Source organism: Microbacterium sp. NPDC055442 (assembly GCF_053644215.1).
The window spans coordinates 572,530-589,351 of sequence record NZ_JBSHLF010000002.1; the positions used below are offsets into that span (position 1 = coordinate 572,530).

Sequence of the window (16,822 nt, forward strand, 5' to 3'; positions counted from 1 at the left end):
CACCCCTCCCCCCCCCCCCCCGCGCCCCCGCGGGCGGGGGGGGCCCCCCCCCCCGTTACATCCTTTCTCCCCCACCCGGGGCTTGTGGTGGCGTGGCCCCTCCCTGACGTCGCACCACCGAACGGCCCCCCACTCACCAAGGAATCGTCATGACCGGCACGACCCTCACGAGCTTCGAGCTCCGCCCCATCACCGTTCCCGCACACGTCGACGACCCGGACGCCGCCGACTTCGTCGAGCACGTTCGCGTGCGCAACCGCGTGTACGAAGAGATCTCAGGCCACGGCGACGAAACGATCACCGCCGCCGAGCTGCTCCCCCACTACCAGACCGAACCCGACGAGATCCGCCTGCTGTGGGCCGTCGTCCTGGACGGCGTCTTCGTCGGCCGGGTCGGTCTCGACATTCCCCAGGAAGCGGGATCGCGCACCGCTTACTGGCTCGTCGAGCTGCTGCGCGAGACCTGGAGCCGCGGGATCGGCGCGGCCGCGTACGACCTGGTCGAGCGCGTCGCGCGGGAGCACGGCCGCACCGTGCTGCAGTCGTGGGCGACGCATCCCTCGGCCGACGGTCCGCACCTGGATGCCCCGACCGGATTCGGGTCGATTCCACACGACCACGCGGCGCGCTTCTATCAGCGGCACGGGTACACGCTCGAGCAGGTCGAACGCAGCAGTGCGTTCGACCTCAAAGGTTCGTTCGACGGCGTCGAGCGCCTGCTCGACGAGGCGACCGGCGCAGCTGCCGGCTACCGCGTCGTGCAGTGGTCACCCCCCACGCCCGCCGAGTACCGCGACGGATACGCGTGGATGAAGTCCCGGATGTCGACCGACGCTCCGTCGGCCGGCATGGAGATCGATGAGGAGACCTGGGATGCCGCGCGCCTGACGCGACACGACAGTGCATACGCCGACACGGGACGACTCATGCTCGTGACGGCGGCGCAGCACATCGAAACGGGCGAGCTGTGCGCCTTCAACGAGCTCGTCGTCGGTGTCGACCGCACCGAGGCCTCTCACCAGGAGGACACCCTCGTGCTGAAGGAACATCGCGGTCACCGCCTCGGGATGCTCATCAAGTGCGCGGGCCTCATACGGTGGCGCGAGCTCGCACCGCTTTCGCCGCGCATCGTGACCTACAACGCCGAAGAGAACCGACCGATGCTCGACATCAACGAGGCGATCGGCTTCGCGCCGATCGCGTACGGCGGCGCGTGGAAGAAGGTGCTCCCGTCCTGACGCTGGCACACTGGCCGAATGCTGATTCAGACGCCGCGGCTGTCGTTGCGCGAGATGTCGGCCGCCGATCTGCCGGCGCTCCGCGCGATCCTTCAGGATGCGCCGACGATGACGGCGTACGAGGGTCCCTTCGACGATGGTGAAGTCCGGACGTGGCTCGATCGCAACCTCGAGCGCTATCGCATCGACGGCTTCGGTCTGTGGGGCGTGGACGCGCGCGCCTCGGGCGAGACGATCGGTCAGTGCGGGCTCACCCGGCAGCGCATCCTCGATCAGGACGTCATCGAGGTCGGCTACCTGTTCAACCGGGCGCATTGGCACCACGGCTACGCGACGGAGGCTGCCGCGGCGTGCCGCGACTACGCGTTCGAGACGCTCGGAGTGGAGCGGCTCTTCGCTCAGGTGCGCGACACGAACATCGCATCGATGAACGTCGCGATCCGCCTCGGGATGACCGTGCGTGGTCGCTTCGTGAAGCACTATCGCGGCGTCGCGATGCCGCACCTCGCGTTCGCCATCGACCGCCCTTCCGCGGGCTGACGGGTCACCGTCGCCGCTGGCAGCGCGGGCAGAAGTGCGACGAGCGGTTCATGAACGACACGCGCACGATGGGACGACCGCAGCGATGGCATGGTGCGCCCGTGCGACCGTATGCGTGCAGCGAGTGCGCGAAGTACCCGGCCTCACCGTTGACGTTGACGTACTGGGCGTCGAAGCTCGTGCCGCCTTCTGCGAGCGCCTTGTCGAGAACCCGGCGAACCGCGGTGAGCAGATTGCCGACCGCCCGCGACGAGAGCGCGGAGGCCGGCGATTCGGGGTGGATGCGGGCGTCCCACAGGGCTTCGTCGGCATAGATGTTCCCGATGCCGCTCACGACGGTCTGATCCAGCAGCACGCGCTTGATGGCTGAGTTCTTGCGCGCGAGGATCCGCGCGAACCCGACGTCGTCGAACGCGGGATCGAGCGGATCGCGCGCGATGTGCGCGACCTGCGTCGGCACGAGCGGGTCGGGCGTGCCGAATCCGCCGGATGCGCCATCGGGCGTCGCGACGAGGTCGTCGAGCGCGAGCGAGCCGAACGTGCGCTGATCGGCGAACACCACCGCGAGATCGCCATGGGCGGGGTGCGTGATGTCGAACCGCACGCGCTCATGACGCTCCACCGGTGCGCCGGCGGCACGAAGCAGCAGCTGGCCGCTCATTCCCAGATGTCCGACGAGGGCCTCGGACGACGCCTCGAGCGGGAGCCACAGGAACTTGCCTCGGCGAGCGGCGCCGCGGATCGTAAGCCCTGTCAGCGCGCTCTCGAAGTGCGCGCCGTCGCCCGGGTGCCGCGTGAGTGCTCGTTCGTCGAGCACCGTCACGGCGGCGATGGTCGCGCCGGAGACAGCGGGCTCGAGACCGGCGCGGACGACCTCGACCTCTGGCAGCTCAGGCACGTCCGCTGAGCTCGCGCCATGCCGTCAGCGCCGCCGCCATCTCGGCCTGCTTCTTGCTCGATCCGCCGCCGACGCGGGAGACGCCCGCGACGTGCACGGTGGCCGTGAACCGGCGGTCGTGGTCGGGACCGGTCGAACCGACCTCGTAGGTCGGCGGCGCCGAGTCCAGGCGCGCAGCGAGCTCCTGCAACGCCGTCTTGGGGTCCATCGCGGCCCCGTACCGTTCCGGGTCGTCGAGCAGCGGGCCGACGAGCCGCAGCACGAGTTCGGTCGCGGCATCCGGTCCCGCCGAGAGGTAGGCCGCCCCGATGATCGCCTCGGTCGTGTCGGCGAGGATCGAGTCCTTGTCGCGCCCGCCCGTGAGCGTCTCGCCCCGGCCGAGCTTGATGTGCTCGCCGAGACCGATCGTCCGCGCGATCTCGGCGAGGGCGACCGTCGAGACGACGGCGGCGCGTCGCTTGGCCAGCGCACCCTCTTCGAGTTCGGGATGCCGCGTGAACAGGCGTACCGTGACGGCTTGGCCGAGCACCGAATCACCGAGGAATTCGAGCCGTTCGTTGTGCGGACCCTGACCGTGCTCGTACGCCCAGGAGCGATGCGTGAGCGCGAGCGACAGAAGCTCGGGGTCGATGTCGACCCCGAGCTTGTCGGTGAGACGGGCAGAACCCGGCGTGACGGTGGTCACGGCGTCAGCCGCGATCAGACGTCGGCGACCTTGCGGCCCTTGTATTCCAGGAACAGCTCGGTGCCCTGCGAGTCGGTGACGACCTTCGCCTGGTGCGGCCGGCTGTAGACGACCTTGCCGTTCTCGATCGTCTTGACCAGCGTGGGGGCCTCGGCCTTCCACTGCGCGCGACGCGAACGGGTGTTGGAGCGGGAGACCTTCCGCTTCGGGGGGTTACCTGCCATGACTAGCTCTCTTCTGTGTTCTCGGCACCGGCACGCGGGGCGTCGGTGTCGGGGTCTGTGGTGAAGTCCTGGAGCGCGGCCCAGCGTGGATCGAGGGATTCGCGCTGCTCTGCGTCGGTGTTTTCGGCCATCCGCTCGCCCGTGGCCGGATCGAGGCCGGGGCAATCCGGCTGACACACCGGCTGAAACGGAAGCGACAGGACGATCGCATCCCTGACCGGAGTTTCAAGATCCACGTGGTCGTCTTGAACCTCGAAGTCAGATGTTTCCTCCCCAGGGTACGCGAAAAGATCCTGAAACTCGACTTCGACAGGCTCGACGATGTCGGTGAGGCACCGTCCGCACACGCCGCGGTACTCCGTGTCGATCGTCGCCGAGACGAGGATGCCCTCGTGCACCGATTCCAGTCGGACGTCGATCGTGAGGGGTTCGCCCGCTTCGACCGCGACGAGCCCCTCGCCCCACTTCTCGGGAGCGGTGAGATCGAGCACGTGCTCGCGCATCTCGCCGGCTCGGCGGACGATGTCTCGTACCGGGATGGCGAATGCGCCGGGTCTGTGCCTACTCACGGTCGTCGATCCTACCCGCGATGCGCGGCTCAGAGGCCGCGCGCGCCGGTGTCGAGGAACCGCGCGACGGGACCGGGCACATACGGCGAGACGTCGCCGCCGAGCGCGGCGACCTGGCGCACGAGCGAGCTCGAGACGAGGGCGTGCGATGGATCGGGCAGCAGGAACACCGTCTCGACATGGGCGAGATGCCGGTTCACGATCGCCATGGGCGTCTCATAGGCGACATCGACCTGCGAGCGGATGCCCTTGACGAGCACGCCAGCATCGACATCGGTCGCGTAGTCGACGAGAAGACCCATGCTCCACGACGCGACGACGACCTCGGAGGCGATGCCCGCTTCGCTGATCGACTGTTCGAGCAGGGCGAGGCGCTGTGCGATGGGCAGCATCGCCTCTTTGTCGGGGTTGTGCACGACGAGCACGTGCAGCTGGTCATACAGGGATGCAGCCCGGCGGATGACGTCGAGATGCCCGAGAGTCGGGGGGTCGAACGAGCCGGGGACGACGGCGATCCTGGGATTCACCCCTCCAGCGTATCGTCGTGGGCGACCGGCTCGGCTCATGTGCGCGCGAGGGCCGCGCGCTCTTCGCGCCCCACCCGCCGTTCGATGGCCGCCTCGAGGCCTGGATGCCGCAGCAGTGCCGGATCTTCTGCGAAGACCCGTTCGGCGGCGATGCGGGCCTCGGCGATCAGGTCTGCGTCTTTCACGACGCGCAGCAGCCGCAGCGACGAACGGGCTCCGGACTGCGCGTCGCCGAGCACGTCGCCCTCCCCGCGCAGCTCGAGGTCGACCTCGGCGAGTTCGAAGCCGTCGAGTGTCGCCGCGACGGCTTCGACGCGGCGACGTGCGGGGCTGCCCGCTGCCGCCTCGGTGACGAGCAGGCAGAGCCCGGGAACACCGCCGCGCCCGACCCGGCCGCGCAGCTGGTGCAGCTGCGAGACCCCGAACCGGTCGGCCTCGAGGATCGCCATCGTCGAGGCGTTCGGCACGTCGACACCGACCTCGACGACGGTCGTTGCGACGAGCACGTCGACCTCTCCGCGCGCGAACGCCTGCATGACGGCATCCTTCGTCTCGGACGGCATCTTGCCGTGCAGGATCTCGACGCGGATGTCCGTGAAGGCCGGATGCCGCGACAGCAGGTCGCCGACCTGCACCACCCCCCAGCGCGTGCGCGGCGAATCACCCTCGACCGGCTCGACGACCACGTCTGCCTTCTCTTCCTTCGTGAGCGCTTCGGCGTCGATCGCCGCGCAGACGACGAACGCCTGGCGACCGAGCGCGACCTCTTCGGCGATGCGGTCCCACACGCGACCGAACCACGCAGGGCGATCGGCGAGCGGCGCCACGAACGATTCGATGCCCGCACGGCCGGCGGGCATCGTGCGGATCGTCGAGACGTCGAGATCGCCGAACACGGTCATCGCGACCGTGCGCGGGATCGGCGTCGCCGTCAGCACGAGCGCGTGCGGCGACGATCCCTTCGCGCGGAGCGCCTCGCGCTGCTCGACACCGAAGCGATGCTGCTCGTCGACGACGACGAGACCGAGGTCGGCGAATGTCGTCGACTCGCTCAGGAGCGCGTGCGTGCCCACGACGATGCGGGCCTGTCCCGACGCCGTGCGCAGCGCCGCCTTGCGCCGCTCGGCGGCCGGCAGCTGGCCCGTCAGGAGCGTCGGCATGAGCTCGGGGGCGAGCTCGGGACCCAGCATCCGTGCGATCGAGCGCACATGCTGCGCCGCGAGAACCTCGGTCGGTGCGATGAGCGCCGACTGCCCGCCGCTCTCGGCGACCTGCAGCATCGCCCGCAGCGCCACGAGCGTCTTGCCCGACCCGACCTCGCCCTGCACGAGCCGGTTCATGGGCCAGTCGCCGCGCAGGTCGCCCTCGATCTGGTCGCCGACCGTGATCTGGTCGGGGGTGCGCGCGAACGGCAGCGCAGCGTCGAAACGCTCGAGCAGCCCACCGGCCTCACGCCGCGTCGCCGACAGGGCGCGTACGAAGTTGCGCTGCTGCAGCAGGGCCGCCTGGAGCACGAAGGCCTCGTGCATGCGCAGCGTCTGCCGCGCTGCCGCATACTGCGTCTCGTCGGCGGGGCGATGGATCCACTCGATCGCCTCACGCGCCGTGACCAGGCCGTGGCGGATGCGCAGCTCGTCGGGCAGAGGGTCGGGCACGTCGCCGAGGCCGTCGAGCACGAGCTCGACGATCTTGGTGAACTGCCAGCTCGCGAGCGTGCTCGTCGCGGGGTAGATGGGGATGGGGATCGTCGCGTAGGCCTGCGCGTTCTGGCGGGCGGCCTCTTCGTCGTCGAAGAGCTCGTAGTCGGGGTGCGTCAGCTGCGTCACGCGGCGGTACTCCCCCACCTTTCCGGCGAAGATCCCGCGGCGGCCGGGCTTCAGGTCTTTCGCGCGCCACGCCTGATTGAAGAACGTCAGGCTCAGCTGCCCCTGACCGTCGCTGATCAGCACCTCGAGCAGCGTGCCCTTGCGGTTCTGCATGCGGCGCTCGTTGACCCGCACGACCTCGGCGACGATCGTGACGGGTTCGCCCAGCGGCAGCGAGGCGATCGGCGTGAGCTCGCCACGACGCGCGTACCGGCGGGGGTAGTGCGACAGCAGGTCGCCCACCGTTCGCATCTCGAACGCCTTCGCGAGCGCTGTCGCCGTCTTGCCGCCCACGACGCCGTCGAGGCGGGACTCGAGCGTCAGGGCGGGCATGCACCGAGTCTATGCAGGGCGTCGGACGTCGCCTCGTAGGCTGTGCGTGTGACCAGGATCATCGCGGGCCGTGCCGGATCGTTCGCCCTGACCGTGCCGGATGCCGGCACCAGGCCGACGAGCGATCGGGTGCGCGAATCCCTCTTCAGCGCCCTCGAGTCGGCAGGTGAGGTGGAGGGCGCCCGCGTGCTCGACCTCTATGCGGGGTCGGGCGCCCTCGGCCTCGAAGCGCTCAGCCGAGAGGCGGCCTCGGTCGACCTCGTCGAGAAGAACCCGCGTGCGGCGACCGTTGTGCAGAAGAACGCGGACCGCGTCGCCGCTGTGGACGGCGTGCAGGGCACCGTGCGCGTGCACCGCACCGCCGCCGCCGGCTACCTGCGCTCCGCGCGCGGGCCGTTCGACCTCGTCTTGATCGATCCGCCCTATGACCTGCCCGTCGACGAGCTCTCGCTCGTGCTCGACCTGCTCGTGCCGCTGCTCGCCCCCGGCGCCACCGTCATCGTCGAACGCGCGACCCGCTCGGGCCCGCCGGACCTGCCGACCGGGCTGGAGGCCGTGCGGGACAAGCGCTACGGCGACACGACGCTGTGGTGGTCGGGCACGTCAGCCGACGTGTGAGTCCCAGTCCCGGTACGGGTCCCAGCCCCCGCGGCCGGCATACGGCCGTCCGCCGACGAGCACGGGTGAGTCGCCTGCCGCAGTGACGCGGCCGATCGCCCGGAACCCCTCGGGAAGAGCGATGTCGCCGGGGAACGTCGCGAGCAGCGCATGGTCTTCGCCGCCGCTCAGCTGCGCCTGATCGAGGGCGCCGTCCAGGTCGATCGTGATGCCGGAGGCCTCCGCGATGCGCGTCGCATCGAGCACGAGGCCGTCCGACACGTCCATCAGCGCCGTCGCACCGGCATCCGCGGCCACGGCGCCGAGGGGCACGGGCGGTGACGGACGCAGCTGCGCCGCGAGGTCGCGCGATTCGTCGGGCGTCAGCGTCGTCGCGTCGACGGGGGCCGGCCGACCCGCGGCATCCCGGAATCGGGAGAACAGCAGGTGCAGACCGCGGCCCGCGAGTCCCAGATCGCCCGCGACGGCGACCGTGTCGCCGGCACGCGCCCCCGACCGCAGCACGGGGGCACGGCCGTCGAGCGAGCCGAGGGCCGTGACGGCGACCGTCAGCGTGTCCGACACGGTCAGATCGCCGCCCTCGACGGCACAGCCGGGCGCGAGCGCGTCGCAGGCGGCTCGCAGCCCCTCGGCGAGCCCGTCGACGAACGACGAGCGTGTGTCATCGGGCATCGCGAGGGCGACCAGCAGCGCCGTCGGGCGCGCGCCCATCGCCGCGATGTCCGAGAGGTTGACGGCGGCGGACTTCCACCCGAGGTCGAATGCACTCGACCAGGCGAGGCGGAAGTCGGGTCCGTGCACGAGGGTGTCGACGCTCGCGACGACCCGCCCGTCGGGCATCGCCAGCACGGCGGCATCGTCGCCGGGCCCGACGAGCGCGTCCGAGGCGCCCAGGCGATCCAGGATGCGGCGCAGGATGGCCCCCTCGCTCAGGTCACCGATGCGGGGGTCGTTCGCTGCTGTCGTCACCCTCCCACGCTAACGCCGACCGGCGCCGGGGCGTCTCAGGGCCGGTTAGCCTGGAGGGGTGCGTGCATCCCGCGTCCTGTCCTCCCTCGTCGCCGCGACGGCTCTCGCCGCTGTCCTTGCGGGGTGCTCGACGACCGTCGCCCTGCAGCCCGCGCCCGATGCCAACGATCCGCTCTGCGCCGAGATCACGGTGCGCCTGCCGGGCTCCGTCGACGGCGAGCAGCGGCGCTGGACCGACGCGCAGGCGACCGGAGCGTGGGGCTCGGACGACACGTCGATCATCCTCGCGTGCGGTGTCACCCCGCCCGGTCCGACCGAAGCCCGCTGCATCACGCTGGGCGGCATCGACTGGGTGGTCGACGAGTCGCAGGCGCCGCGCTATCTCGTGACGACCTACGGCCGCACCCCCGCGATCGAAGTCTTCGTCGACAACGAGGTCGTCTCTTCCAACGCCGTGCTCGATCGACTCGGCCCCATCATCTCGGCGGCGATCCCGGCCGAGCGCGCGTGCATCAACACCAGTGACGCGCTCGAGGGCGCCGAGGACTAAGCGACCGGAGCGAGCGCCGCGTCGATGAGCTCTCCGACGAGCTCGGGGTAGGTCATGCCCGACGCGATCCAGCAGCGCGGGAACATCGAGATCGGCGTGAAGCCGGGCATCGTGTTGACCTCGTTGACGAAGAACTCGGTGCCGGTGAAGAAGAAGTCGACGCGGGAGAGCCCTTCGCCGCCGAGGGCTTCGAACGCCTGCGCGGCGATGCGCTGCATCTCGGCCTGCTCGCCCGGGTGCATGTCGGCGGGACACACGAGCTCCACGCCCGGCGCGCCCAGGTACTTCGCCTCGAAGTCGTAGAAGTCCCGGCCCGTCACGACGATCTCGCCCGGCACGCTGACCCGCGGCTCGGCGCCGTCGCGCCCCGGCAGCACGCCGCACTCGATCTCGCGACCGGACACGGCCTGCTCGACGAGCACGGTGCGGTCTTCGGCGAACGCGACCTCGAGCGCAGCGTCGAGCTCATCCCAGTCGGAGACCTTCGACACGCCCACGCTCGAACCCGCCCGGGCGGGCTTGACGAACACCGGCAGACCGAGCGAGCGGATGCGGCGTTCCCACAGGTCGCGCGCACGGGCGAGGTCGGCGCGGGTCACCGAGACCCAGGGCACGACCGGCACGCCGGCGGCCTTCAGGGCGGACTTCGTCGCGTGCTTGTCCATGCCGATCGCCGACATCAGCACACCGGCGCCGACGTAGGGCAACCCGAGCAGGTCGAGCATGCCCTGCACCGTGCCGTCCTCGCCGAACCGGCCGTGCAGGATCGGGAAGACGACGTCGACCTCTCCGAGCGACCGCGTGCCGCCCGCTTCGGTGACCCTCAGCTCGCGGGTGAGCGTCGAGTCGGGCCACAGGATGCGCGTGCCGTTGTCGACGACCTCGGGCAGGTGCTCGGCATCGAGGGCGAACTTGTCGGGATCGTCGTCTTCGAGGACGAACGCGCCGTCACGAGTGATGCCGATCGGGATGACGCGGAAGCGATCACGATCGATCGCCCGCAGAACGCCCCCCGCCGTCGCGGAACTGATCGAATGCTCGCTGGAGCGTCCGCCAAAGAGCACCGCCACCGCCGGCCTGTCCATTCTGCGTCCTCTCCCCTTGGGGTGTGTCGTCGTCGGTCGTCAGGTGCGGCGCGATGTCGCGCGGGTTCATGGTGCCGTCGAGCACGCGCTTGACCTGCTCGACGATGGGCATCTCGACACCCACCTCACGGGCCAGCTGCAGGATCGGAGCGACCGACGCGAGCCCTTCGGCCGTCTGGTTCATCTGCTTGACGACATCGTCGAAGCGGTAGCCCTGCCCGAGCAGACGCCCCGCCGTGTTGTTGCGGCTGAGGGGTGACTGGCACGTCGCGATGAGGTCGCCGAGGCCCGCGAGACCCTGGAGGGTGTCGGCCTGCGCACCGTAGGCGACGGCGAAGTCCGTCATCTCTACGAGTCCCCGCGTGATGATGGCCGCCTTCGTGTTCTCGCCGTACCCGACGCCGTCGACGATGCCGATCGCGACGGCGATCAGGTTCTTGAGCACTCCCCCGAACTCGGTGCCGATGACGTCGGTGTTCACGAACGTGCGGAAGTAGGGGTTGCGTGCGCAGCGCGCGACGGCTTCGGCGGTCTCCTGGCTCGTCGACGAGATGACCGCCGCCGTCGGCTGCTCGCGCGCGATCTCGAGCGCGAGGTTGGGGCCGGAGGCGACCGCGATTCGGTCGGCGTCGATGTGCAGCTCCTGCTCGATGACCTGGCTCATGCGCAGGCCCGAACGTCGTTCGACGCCCTTCATGAGCGAGACGATGGGCGCGTCGGACTTCGCCACGAGCGGTCGAACGGCCTTGAGGTTCTGTCGCAGCGCCTGGCTGGGGATGGAGAGGTAGACCTGATCGGCGCCGTCGAGCGCGTCGGACAGATGGTGGGTCGCCGACATCGAGCGGGGCAGGTTGACGCCGGGGAGGTACTCGCTGTTGCGCTTGCCCTCCTGGATCTCGTTGGCCAGCTCGGGGCGGCGCGCCCACATCGTCACGTGCGCTCCCCCGTCGGCGAGGATCTTGCCGAAGGTCGTTCCCCAGCTGCCGGCGCCGATGACGGCGACGCGGGGACGTCCTGCACCGTGTCTACGACTCAAGTCGGCCCGTCTCCTTCTGACCGTGATCGGCCGGGTTCCATCGCGTCGCGGGAGCGGGCTCGCCGCGCAGCTCGCCCAGGAGCCCGGCGATCTCACCCATCAGCAGGTCCGTGGCCTGCACGAGAGCGGACTGCTGGTGCTCGCGTCCGCGGAACGCGGTCAGGTCGACGGGGTCGCCGATGATGACCTGCACCCGGCGACGCGGCGGCCACAGTCGCAACTTGCCGTAGCGCGGCATGATCTGCTGCACCCCCCACTGGGCCATGGGAATCAGCGGGATGCCGCCCTCGAGGGCGAGCCGCACCGCACCGGTCTTGCCCCGCATGGGCCACATGTCGGGCTCGCGCGTGAGGGAGCCCTCGGGGTACACGACGACACCGCGCCCGTGCTCGACGAGCTGTTCGGACGCGGCGAGGGTCTGGCGTGCCGTCGAGGCGGACGCCTGCCGGGCGACGGGGATCATTCCCGTGCCGCGCAGCGCCGCGCCGAGCACGGGAACGCGGAACAGGCTCTCCTTCGCCATGAACCGCGGCGCGCGACCGATCTTCCACACGGCGACCGCGACGGCGACGGGGTCGAACTCCGAGTAGTGGTTGGGTGCGAGCACGTACGCTCCCTCGCGGGGAAGCTTCTCGGGATTGCGGATCTCGACCTTCATCAGCACGCCCGCGAGCGGCACGACGATGCTCGCGAGTGCCCAGAACAGGCTGGGACGTCTCTTCTCGGCAGACGCGCGGAGTCGTTGAGGCGCCACCGGCTTATCCCACGACATCGAAGTCGGCGCCGAGCGCGTCGAGCTTCGCGAAGAACTTCTCGTACCCCCGGCGGATGATGCCGACGTTGCGCACGGTCGACTCGCCTTCGGCGGCAAGTGCGGCGATGACATAGCTGTACCCGCCGCGCAGGTCGGGCACCTCGACATCGGCACCGCGCAGAGCCGAGGGCCCCTCGATGACGGCGGCCTGTTCCAGCGCCCGCCGCGGCACGCGGCGCTCGGGGCTGTCGATGCCGTGCGGGTGCACGACGATGTCGGCGCCCATCTGGTTGAGTGCGTGCGTGAAGCCGAGCCGGTTCTCGTACACCGTCTCGTGCACGGTCGAGGTGCCGTGCGCCTGGGTCAGGGCGACGATGAGGGGCTGCTGCCAGTCGGTCATGAACCCGGGATGCACGTCGGTTTCGACCATGACGGGCTTGAGGTCGCCGCCGCGGCGGAACCGGATACCGTCCTCGCGGATGTCGAACCAGCCGCCGGCCTTGCGGAAGACGTTGAGGAACGTCAGCATCTCCTGCTGCTTGGCCCCGCCGACGAAGATGTCCCCGTCGGTCGCGAGGGCGGCACACGCCCAGGATGCCGCCTCGTTGCGGTCGAAGATCGCCCGGTGGTCGTAGCCGTCGAGGCGATCCACACCCTCGATGAAGATGACGCGGTTGGGCTCGTACGAGATGATCGCGCCCATCTTCTGCAGCACGGCGATCAGGTCCATGATCTCGGGCTCGATCGCTGCGTTGCGCAGCTCGGTCGTGCCCTTCGCGCGCACGGCCGTCAGCAGCACCTGCTCGGTTGCGCCGACGCTCGGGTAGGGCAGCACGATGTTCGCGCCGTGCAAGCCGTCGGGGGCGGTGATGCGGATGCCCTCGTAGCTCTTGTCCACGACGGCGCCGAACGCGCGCAGGGCGTCCATGTGGAAGTTGATGGGGCGGTCGCCGATGCGGCATCCGCCCAGATCGGGGATGAGCGCTTCACCCAACAGGTGCAGCAGCGGTCCGCAGAACAGGATCGGGATGCGGGAGGCCCCGGCGTGCGCGTCGATCTCTTCGAAGTGCGCGGCGACGGCGCCCGAGGGATCGAGGTGGATCGTGCCCTCTTCGTCGCCGTCTTCGACGCGCACACCGTGCACCTCGAGGAGCGAGCGGACGACCTGGACGTCGCTGATGTCGGGAACGCCGCGCAGCGTGCTCGTCGTCTCACCGAGGAGTGCTGCGACCATCGCCTTCGTGACGAGGTTCTTCGCGCCCTTCACTTCGACCCGTCCCGAGAGTGGTCGCCCGCCGCGGATCGCGAGGATCTCTCCGGATGCTTCCTTGTTGCCCGCCGGGGCGGAGTCGTTGAGAAGGATCTTCATCCAGTGGACCTCACTTGTGTGTGACGAGGAACGGCAATGTCGTGCGGGTCTGCGCCCTTGTGGGGCGCGTCGCCTGGCTTACGGGACAGGGAGCGTCCGCGGTCGCCATGCCTCGCGGCGAGCCTCGAACTGCGCGATCTTGTCTTCGTTGCGCAGCGTGAGCCCGATGTCGTCGAGCCCTTCGAGAAGCCGCCACCTAGTGTAATCATCGATGTCGAAAGCGACGGTCGAATCACCCACCGTCGCCGTGCGGGCGACGAGATCGACCGTCATCTCGATGCCGGGCTGTGCGTCGAGCGCCGCCCAGATCGTCTCGAGGTCGTCTTCCGAGACGACACCGGTGACGAGTCCCTGCTTGCCGGCGTTGCCGCGGAAGATGTCGGCGAAGCGCGTCGAGAGGACGACGGCGAACCCGAAGTCGCGCAGCGCCCAGACGGCGTGTTCGCGACTGGAGCCGGTGCCGAAGTCCTGACCCGCGACGAGGATCGACGCACCCTGGTAGACGGGCTGGTTCAGGATGAACTCGGGATCCTGCCGCCAGCTCGCGAACAGGGCGTCCTCGAAGCCGGTCTTGGTGACGCGCTTGAGGTACACGGCGGGGATGATCTGGTCGGTGTCGACCGCGGAGCGCTTGAAGGGCACCGCGATGCCGGTGTGGGTGCTGAACTTCTCCACGTCAGAGCTCCGTTCCGATGAGGGCGGGCACGTCGAGGTCGGCAGGGCTTGACAGCGTGCCGCGCACGGCGGTCGCCGCCGCGACGAGCGGCGAGACGAGGTGCGTCCGGCCTCCCTTGCCCTGACGGCCTTCGAAGTTGCGGTTGCTCGTCGATGCGCAGCGTTCGCCGGGCGCGAGCTGATCCGGGTTCATCCCGAGGCACATCGAGCAGCCGGCGAACCGCCACTCGGCCCCGAACTCGGTGAAGATCCTGTCCAGGCCCTCGGCTTCGGCTTCCAGGCGCACGCGCGCCGAGCCTGGCACGACCATGACCCGCACGCCGTCGGCCTTCTTGCGACCCTGCACGATCGACGCGAACTGCCGCAGGTCTTCGATGCGGCTGTTCGTGCACGACCCCATGAACACGGCGTCGACGGGGACCTCTTTGAGGGGCGTGCCCGCCACGAGGTCCATGTACTCCAGGGCACGTTCGGCGGCGGCACGCTCGTTGGCGTCGGCGAAGTCCTCGGGCGAGGGGATCACGTCGCTCAACGACACCCCCTGACCGGGGTTCGTTCCCCAGGTCACGAAGGGCTCGAGCTCGTTCGCGTCGAGGAAGACCTCGGCGTCGTACACGGCGCCCTCGTCCGAGGGCAGAGTGCGCCAGTACGCGACCGCATCCTCCCAGTCCTGACCCTGGGGCGCGTGGGGCTTGTCCTTCACATAGGCGAAGGTCGTCTCGTCGGGCGCCACCATGCCGGCACGCGCGCCGGCTTCGATCGACATGTTGCACATCGTCATGCGCCCCTCCATCGAGAGGGCGCGGACGGCGCTGCCGCGGAACTCCAGGACGTATCCCTGACCGCCGTTGGTGCCGATCTTGGCGATGATGGCGAGGATGATGTCCTTCGCGGTGACACCGGGCTTGAGCTCGCCCTCGACCGTGATCGCCATCGTCTTGAAGGGCTTGAGCGGCAGGGTCTGGGTGGCGAGCACGTGCTCGACCTCGCTCGTGCCGATACCGAAGGCCATCGCGCCGAACGCACCGTGGGTCGAGGTGTGCGAATCACCGCAGACCACCGTGACGCCGGGCATCGTCAATCCGAGCTGCGGACCGACGACGTGCACGATCCCCTGCTCGGCGTCGCCGAGGGAGTGCAGGCGCATGCCGAACTCCTCGGCATTGCGGCGCAGCGTCTCGATCTGGGTGCGGCTGGTCAGGTCGACGATCGGCTTGTCGATGTCGAGCGTCGGGGTGTTGTGGTCCTCGGTCGCGATCGTCAGGTCGAGGCGGCGGACGGGCCGGCCCTCGGCGCGCAGGCCGTCGAAGGCCTGCGGGCTCGTGACTTCGTGCACGAGGTGCAGGTCGATGTAGATGAGGTCCGGCTCGCCGTTCTCGCCCTTGACGACGAGGTGATCGTCCCAGACCTTCTCGGCGAGAGTGCGCGGGCGTTCGGACATGCCCGGAACAGTGGTGCTCATGCTGGTCGTGCTCCTTGAGATGGGGATCAAGCCCGTGACGAACTCCGCGACGAGGGAGGCCTGGAGACTAGGACTCGTCGCGGCCGCTAAGGAGAAGTCGGGCGATCCGCATCGGTGAAGCTTACCACCGGGGGCGTCAGCGGTCGTCGCCGCGGCTCTCGGGCTCGGGCTGTTCGACCGTGGGAGGTGTGCCCTTCTCCTCGGCGACGGCCGCGGCCGCGGCATCCGGAGTCTCCGCGTGACGATCGCGCGCAGACGCCACGAGGCTCGCGATCGTCGCGACCGCCATGGCCGCGATGATGACACCCAGCGACACCCATGTCGAGATCTCGGGAGCCCACTCGATGTGCTCGCCGCCGTTGATGAAGGGCAGCTCGTTGACGTGCATGGCGTGCAGGATGAGCTTGACGCCGATGAAGGCGAGGATGAACGCGATGCCGTAGTGCAGGTACCGCAGACGATCGAGCAGGTCGCCGAGCAGGAAGTAGAGCTGTCGCAGCCCCATCAGGGCGAAGATGTTCGCCGTGAACACGATGAAGGCGCTCTGGGTGATGCCGAAGATCGCGGGGATCGAGTCGACGGCGAACAGCAGGTCCGTCACGCCGATCGCCGCGAAGACGATGATCATGGGCGTCCACATCTTCTTACCGTCGACGACGGTGCGCACCTTGTCGCCGTCGTATTCGTCGGAGATGTCGATCGTGCGGCGCAGAATGCGCACGATGAAGTTCTCGCGCTTGGCCTCGTCGTCGTGGTCGCCGCCGGGGAAGGCCTGCCGCCATGCCGTCCAGATCAGGAACGCGCCGAAGACGTAGAAGATCGGGCTGAAGTTCTCGATGACGGCGGCGCCGACGAGGATGAACAGCCCGCGCAGGATGAGCGCGATGATGATGCCCACCATGAGCACCTTCTGCTGGTAGCGGCGAGGCACCGAGAACTGCGTCATGATCAAGACGAAGACGAAGAGGTTGTCGATCGAGAGGCTGTATTCGGTCAGCCATCCCGCGATGAACTGCCCCGCGTACTCGCCACCGGCGAAGATCCACATCAACAGCGCGAAGATGAGCGCGAGGGTGACGTAGAAGACGACCCACAGGCTCGACTCCTTCGTCGAGGGGATGTGCGGGCGTTTGATGATCAGCAGCAGATCGCCGATGAGGATGAGCGTCAGAACGACGAGCGAGCCGATTTCGAACCAGAGCGGAAGGACGAGGTCCATGCGGGCCTTTCGAGGGAGGGTGCGGCGAAGAACCGAAAGTCTCTCCCCGCGAGCTGATGCTCGCGACGCACACCCGGGGCCACTCTCATCGGGGCCCGTGATGACGGGGGCGCGTTGGCGGGATACTCCCTCTCGCGGGAACAACCCTACCGCCACGCACGGCAACCTGAGACGAACCGCGCGCGGGCGACACTGACATGCTGAGA

General features: G+C 69.3%; 18 protein-coding genes. 4 read left to right on the top strand and 14 right to left on the bottom strand.

Annotation, left to right across the window (positions count from 1 at the left end; translation table 11 throughout):
- Window positions 1-149 precede the first annotated feature (149 nt).
- Entirely contained in the window at window positions 150-1,238 is a 1,089-nt protein-coding gene (locus ACWIBS_RS07205; RefSeq protein WP_376130648.1) for a GNAT family N-acetyltransferase, read from the top strand.
- 18 nt (window positions 1,239-1,256) lie between these two features.
- Window positions 1,257-1,778, top strand: coding sequence for a GNAT family N-acetyltransferase (locus ACWIBS_RS07210; RefSeq protein WP_376130645.1), 522 nt, complete (start codon window positions 1,257-1,259; stop codon window positions 1,776-1,778).
- 4 nt (window positions 1,779-1,782) lie between these two features.
- On the opposite strand, the gene mutM is transcribed toward ACWIBS_RS07210, so the two are convergent.
- From mutM to ACWIBS_RS07240, 6 genes are all read right to left on the bottom strand, one after another.
- On the bottom strand, window positions 1,783-2,676 hold the full coding sequence (mutM, locus tag ACWIBS_RS07215) for a bifunctional DNA-formamidopyrimidine glycosylase/DNA-(apurinic or apyrimidinic site) lyase (RefSeq protein ID WP_376130642.1): 894 nt from the start codon (window positions 2,674-2,676) through the stop codon (window positions 1,783-1,785).
- The gene (gene rnc / locus ACWIBS_RS07220) at window positions 2,669-3,361 is read right to left on the bottom strand and encodes a ribonuclease III (RefSeq protein WP_376130639.1); all 693 of its coding nucleotides are present in this window, start codon (window positions 3,359-3,361) and stop codon (window positions 2,669-2,671) included. Before rnc ends, mutM begins: the two co-directional genes overlap by 8 nt.
- 14 nt (window positions 3,362-3,375) lie before the next feature.
- Window positions 3,376-3,585 (bottom strand): 50S ribosomal protein L32, encoded by a 210-nt coding sequence (gene rpmF / locus ACWIBS_RS07225; RefSeq protein WP_019179169.1) that lies wholly within the window; start codon window positions 3,583-3,585, stop codon window positions 3,376-3,378.
- 2 nt (window positions 3,586-3,587) lie between these two features.
- Window positions 3,588-4,088 (bottom strand): YceD family protein, encoded by a 501-nt coding sequence (locus ACWIBS_RS07230; protein WP_376130651.1) that lies wholly within the window; start codon window positions 4,086-4,088, stop codon window positions 3,588-3,590.
- A gap of 95 nt (window positions 4,089-4,183) precedes the next feature.
- The gene (gene coaD, locus ACWIBS_RS07235; RefSeq protein WP_376130634.1) at window positions 4,184-4,681 is read right to left on the bottom strand and encodes a pantetheine-phosphate adenylyltransferase; all 498 of its coding nucleotides are present in this window, start codon (window positions 4,679-4,681) and stop codon (window positions 4,184-4,186) included.
- A 35-nt stretch (window positions 4,682-4,716) separates the two neighbouring features.
- On the bottom strand, window positions 4,717-6,879 hold the full coding sequence (locus tag ACWIBS_RS07240) for an ATP-dependent DNA helicase RecG (protein WP_376130631.1): 2,163 nt from the start codon (window positions 6,877-6,879) through the stop codon (window positions 4,717-4,719).
- A gap of 48 nt (window positions 6,880-6,927) precedes the next feature.
- Between ACWIBS_RS07240 and rsmD the strand changes: the two genes are divergently transcribed.
- Window positions 6,928-7,497, top strand: coding sequence for a 16S rRNA (guanine(966)-N(2))-methyltransferase RsmD (gene rsmD / locus ACWIBS_RS07245; RefSeq protein WP_376130628.1), 570 nt, complete (start codon window positions 6,928-6,930; stop codon window positions 7,495-7,497).
- On the opposite strand, the gene thiL is transcribed toward rsmD, so the two are convergent.
- Entirely contained in the window at window positions 7,483-8,466 is a 984-nt protein-coding gene (thiL, locus tag ACWIBS_RS07250; RefSeq protein ID WP_376130625.1) for a thiamine-phosphate kinase, read from the bottom strand. The genes rsmD and thiL overlap by 15 nt on opposite strands.
- Window positions 8,467-8,524: 58 nt before the next feature.
- Between thiL and ACWIBS_RS07255 the strand changes: the two genes are divergently transcribed.
- Window positions 8,525-9,016, top strand: a complete 492-nt coding sequence (locus tag ACWIBS_RS07255; RefSeq protein WP_376130622.1) for a DUF3515 family protein — start codon at window positions 8,525-8,527, stop codon at window positions 9,014-9,016.
- Here ACWIBS_RS07255 and ACWIBS_RS07260 read toward each other — a convergent pair.
- The 7 genes from ACWIBS_RS07260 to ACWIBS_RS07290 all read right to left on the bottom strand — a co-directional run bounded on the left by ACWIBS_RS07260 (window position 9,013) and on the right by ACWIBS_RS07290 (window position 16,616).
- On the bottom strand, window positions 9,013-10,101 hold the full coding sequence (locus tag ACWIBS_RS07260) for a D-alanine--D-alanine ligase family protein (RefSeq protein WP_376130619.1): 1,089 nt from the start codon (window positions 10,099-10,101) through the stop codon (window positions 9,013-9,015). The genes ACWIBS_RS07255 and ACWIBS_RS07260 overlap by 4 nt on opposite strands.
- On the bottom strand, window positions 10,001-11,137 hold the full coding sequence (locus ACWIBS_RS07265) for an NAD(P)H-dependent glycerol-3-phosphate dehydrogenase (RefSeq protein ID WP_376130616.1): 1,137 nt from the start codon (window positions 11,135-11,137) through the stop codon (window positions 10,001-10,003). The genes ACWIBS_RS07260 and ACWIBS_RS07265 overlap by 101 nt, the downstream gene beginning before the upstream one ends.
- Window positions 11,127-11,909 (bottom strand): lysophospholipid acyltransferase family protein, encoded by a 783-nt coding sequence (locus tag ACWIBS_RS07270; protein WP_376130613.1) that lies wholly within the window; start codon window positions 11,907-11,909, stop codon window positions 11,127-11,129. The genes ACWIBS_RS07265 and ACWIBS_RS07270 overlap by 11 nt, the downstream gene beginning before the upstream one ends.
- Window positions 11,896-13,260 (bottom strand): UDP-N-acetylglucosamine 1-carboxyvinyltransferase, encoded by a 1,365-nt coding sequence (gene murA / locus ACWIBS_RS07275; RefSeq protein ID WP_376130610.1) that lies wholly within the window; start codon window positions 13,258-13,260, stop codon window positions 11,896-11,898. Before murA ends, ACWIBS_RS07270 begins: the two co-directional genes overlap by 14 nt.
- A gap of 78 nt (window positions 13,261-13,338) precedes the next feature.
- A complete protein-coding gene (leuD, locus tag ACWIBS_RS07280) occupies window positions 13,339-13,935 on the bottom strand; it encodes a 3-isopropylmalate dehydratase small subunit (RefSeq protein ID WP_376130607.1) in 597 nt (198 codons plus the stop codon).
- Between the two features lies 1 nt (window position 13,936).
- Complete coding sequence (leuC, locus tag ACWIBS_RS07285; RefSeq protein ID WP_376130604.1) at window positions 13,937-15,397, bottom strand: 3-isopropylmalate dehydratase large subunit; 1,461 nt, start codon at window positions 15,395-15,397, stop codon at window positions 13,937-13,939.
- Window positions 15,398-15,533: 136 nt separating this feature from the next.
- Window positions 15,534-16,616: a TerC family protein gene (locus tag ACWIBS_RS07290; protein ID WP_376130601.1), complete on the bottom strand. Its 1,083-nt coding sequence runs from the start codon at window positions 16,614-16,616 to the stop codon at window positions 15,534-15,536.
- Window positions 16,617-16,822: the final 206 nt, after the last annotated feature.

Excerpts from the sequence above, each read along its gene's own strand:
- ACWIBS_RS07230 (WP_376130651.1), bottom strand. The coding sequence starts at position 4,088 with ATGCGCGAGCACGTGCTCGATCTCACCGCTCCCGAGAAGTGGGGCGAG.
- rpmF (WP_019179169.1), bottom strand. The coding sequence starts at position 3,585 with ATGGCAGGTAACCCCCCGAAGCGGAAGGTCTCCCGCTCCAACACCCGT.
- ACWIBS_RS07240 (WP_376130631.1), bottom strand. The coding sequence starts at position 6,879 with ATGCCCGCCCTGACGCTCGAGTCCCGCCTCGACGGCGTCGTGGGCGGC.
- ACWIBS_RS07210 (WP_376130645.1), top strand. The coding sequence starts at position 1,257 with ATGCTGATTCAGACGCCGCGGCTGTCGTTGCGCGAGATGTCGGCCGCC.
- ACWIBS_RS07270 (WP_376130613.1), bottom strand. The coding sequence starts at position 11,909 with ATGTCGTGGGATAAGCCGGTGGCGCCTCAACGACTCCGCGCGTCTGCC.
- ACWIBS_RS07290 (WP_376130601.1), bottom strand. The coding sequence starts at position 16,616 with ATGGACCTCGTCCTTCCGCTCTGGTTCGAAATCGGCTCGCTCGTCGTT.
- ACWIBS_RS07260 (WP_376130619.1), bottom strand. The coding sequence starts at position 10,101 with ATGGACAGGCCGGCGGTGGCGGTGCTCTTTGGCGGACGCTCCAGCGAG.
- leuC (WP_376130604.1), bottom strand. The coding sequence starts at position 15,397 with ATGAGCACCACTGTTCCGGGCATGTCCGAACGCCCGCGCACTCTCGCC.
- ACWIBS_RS07205 (WP_376130648.1), top strand. The coding sequence starts at position 150 with ATGACCGGCACGACCCTCACGAGCTTCGAGCTCCGCCCCATCACCGTT.
- murA (WP_376130610.1), bottom strand. The coding sequence starts at position 13,260 with ATGAAGATCCTTCTCAACGACTCCGCCCCGGCGGGCAACAAGGAAGCA.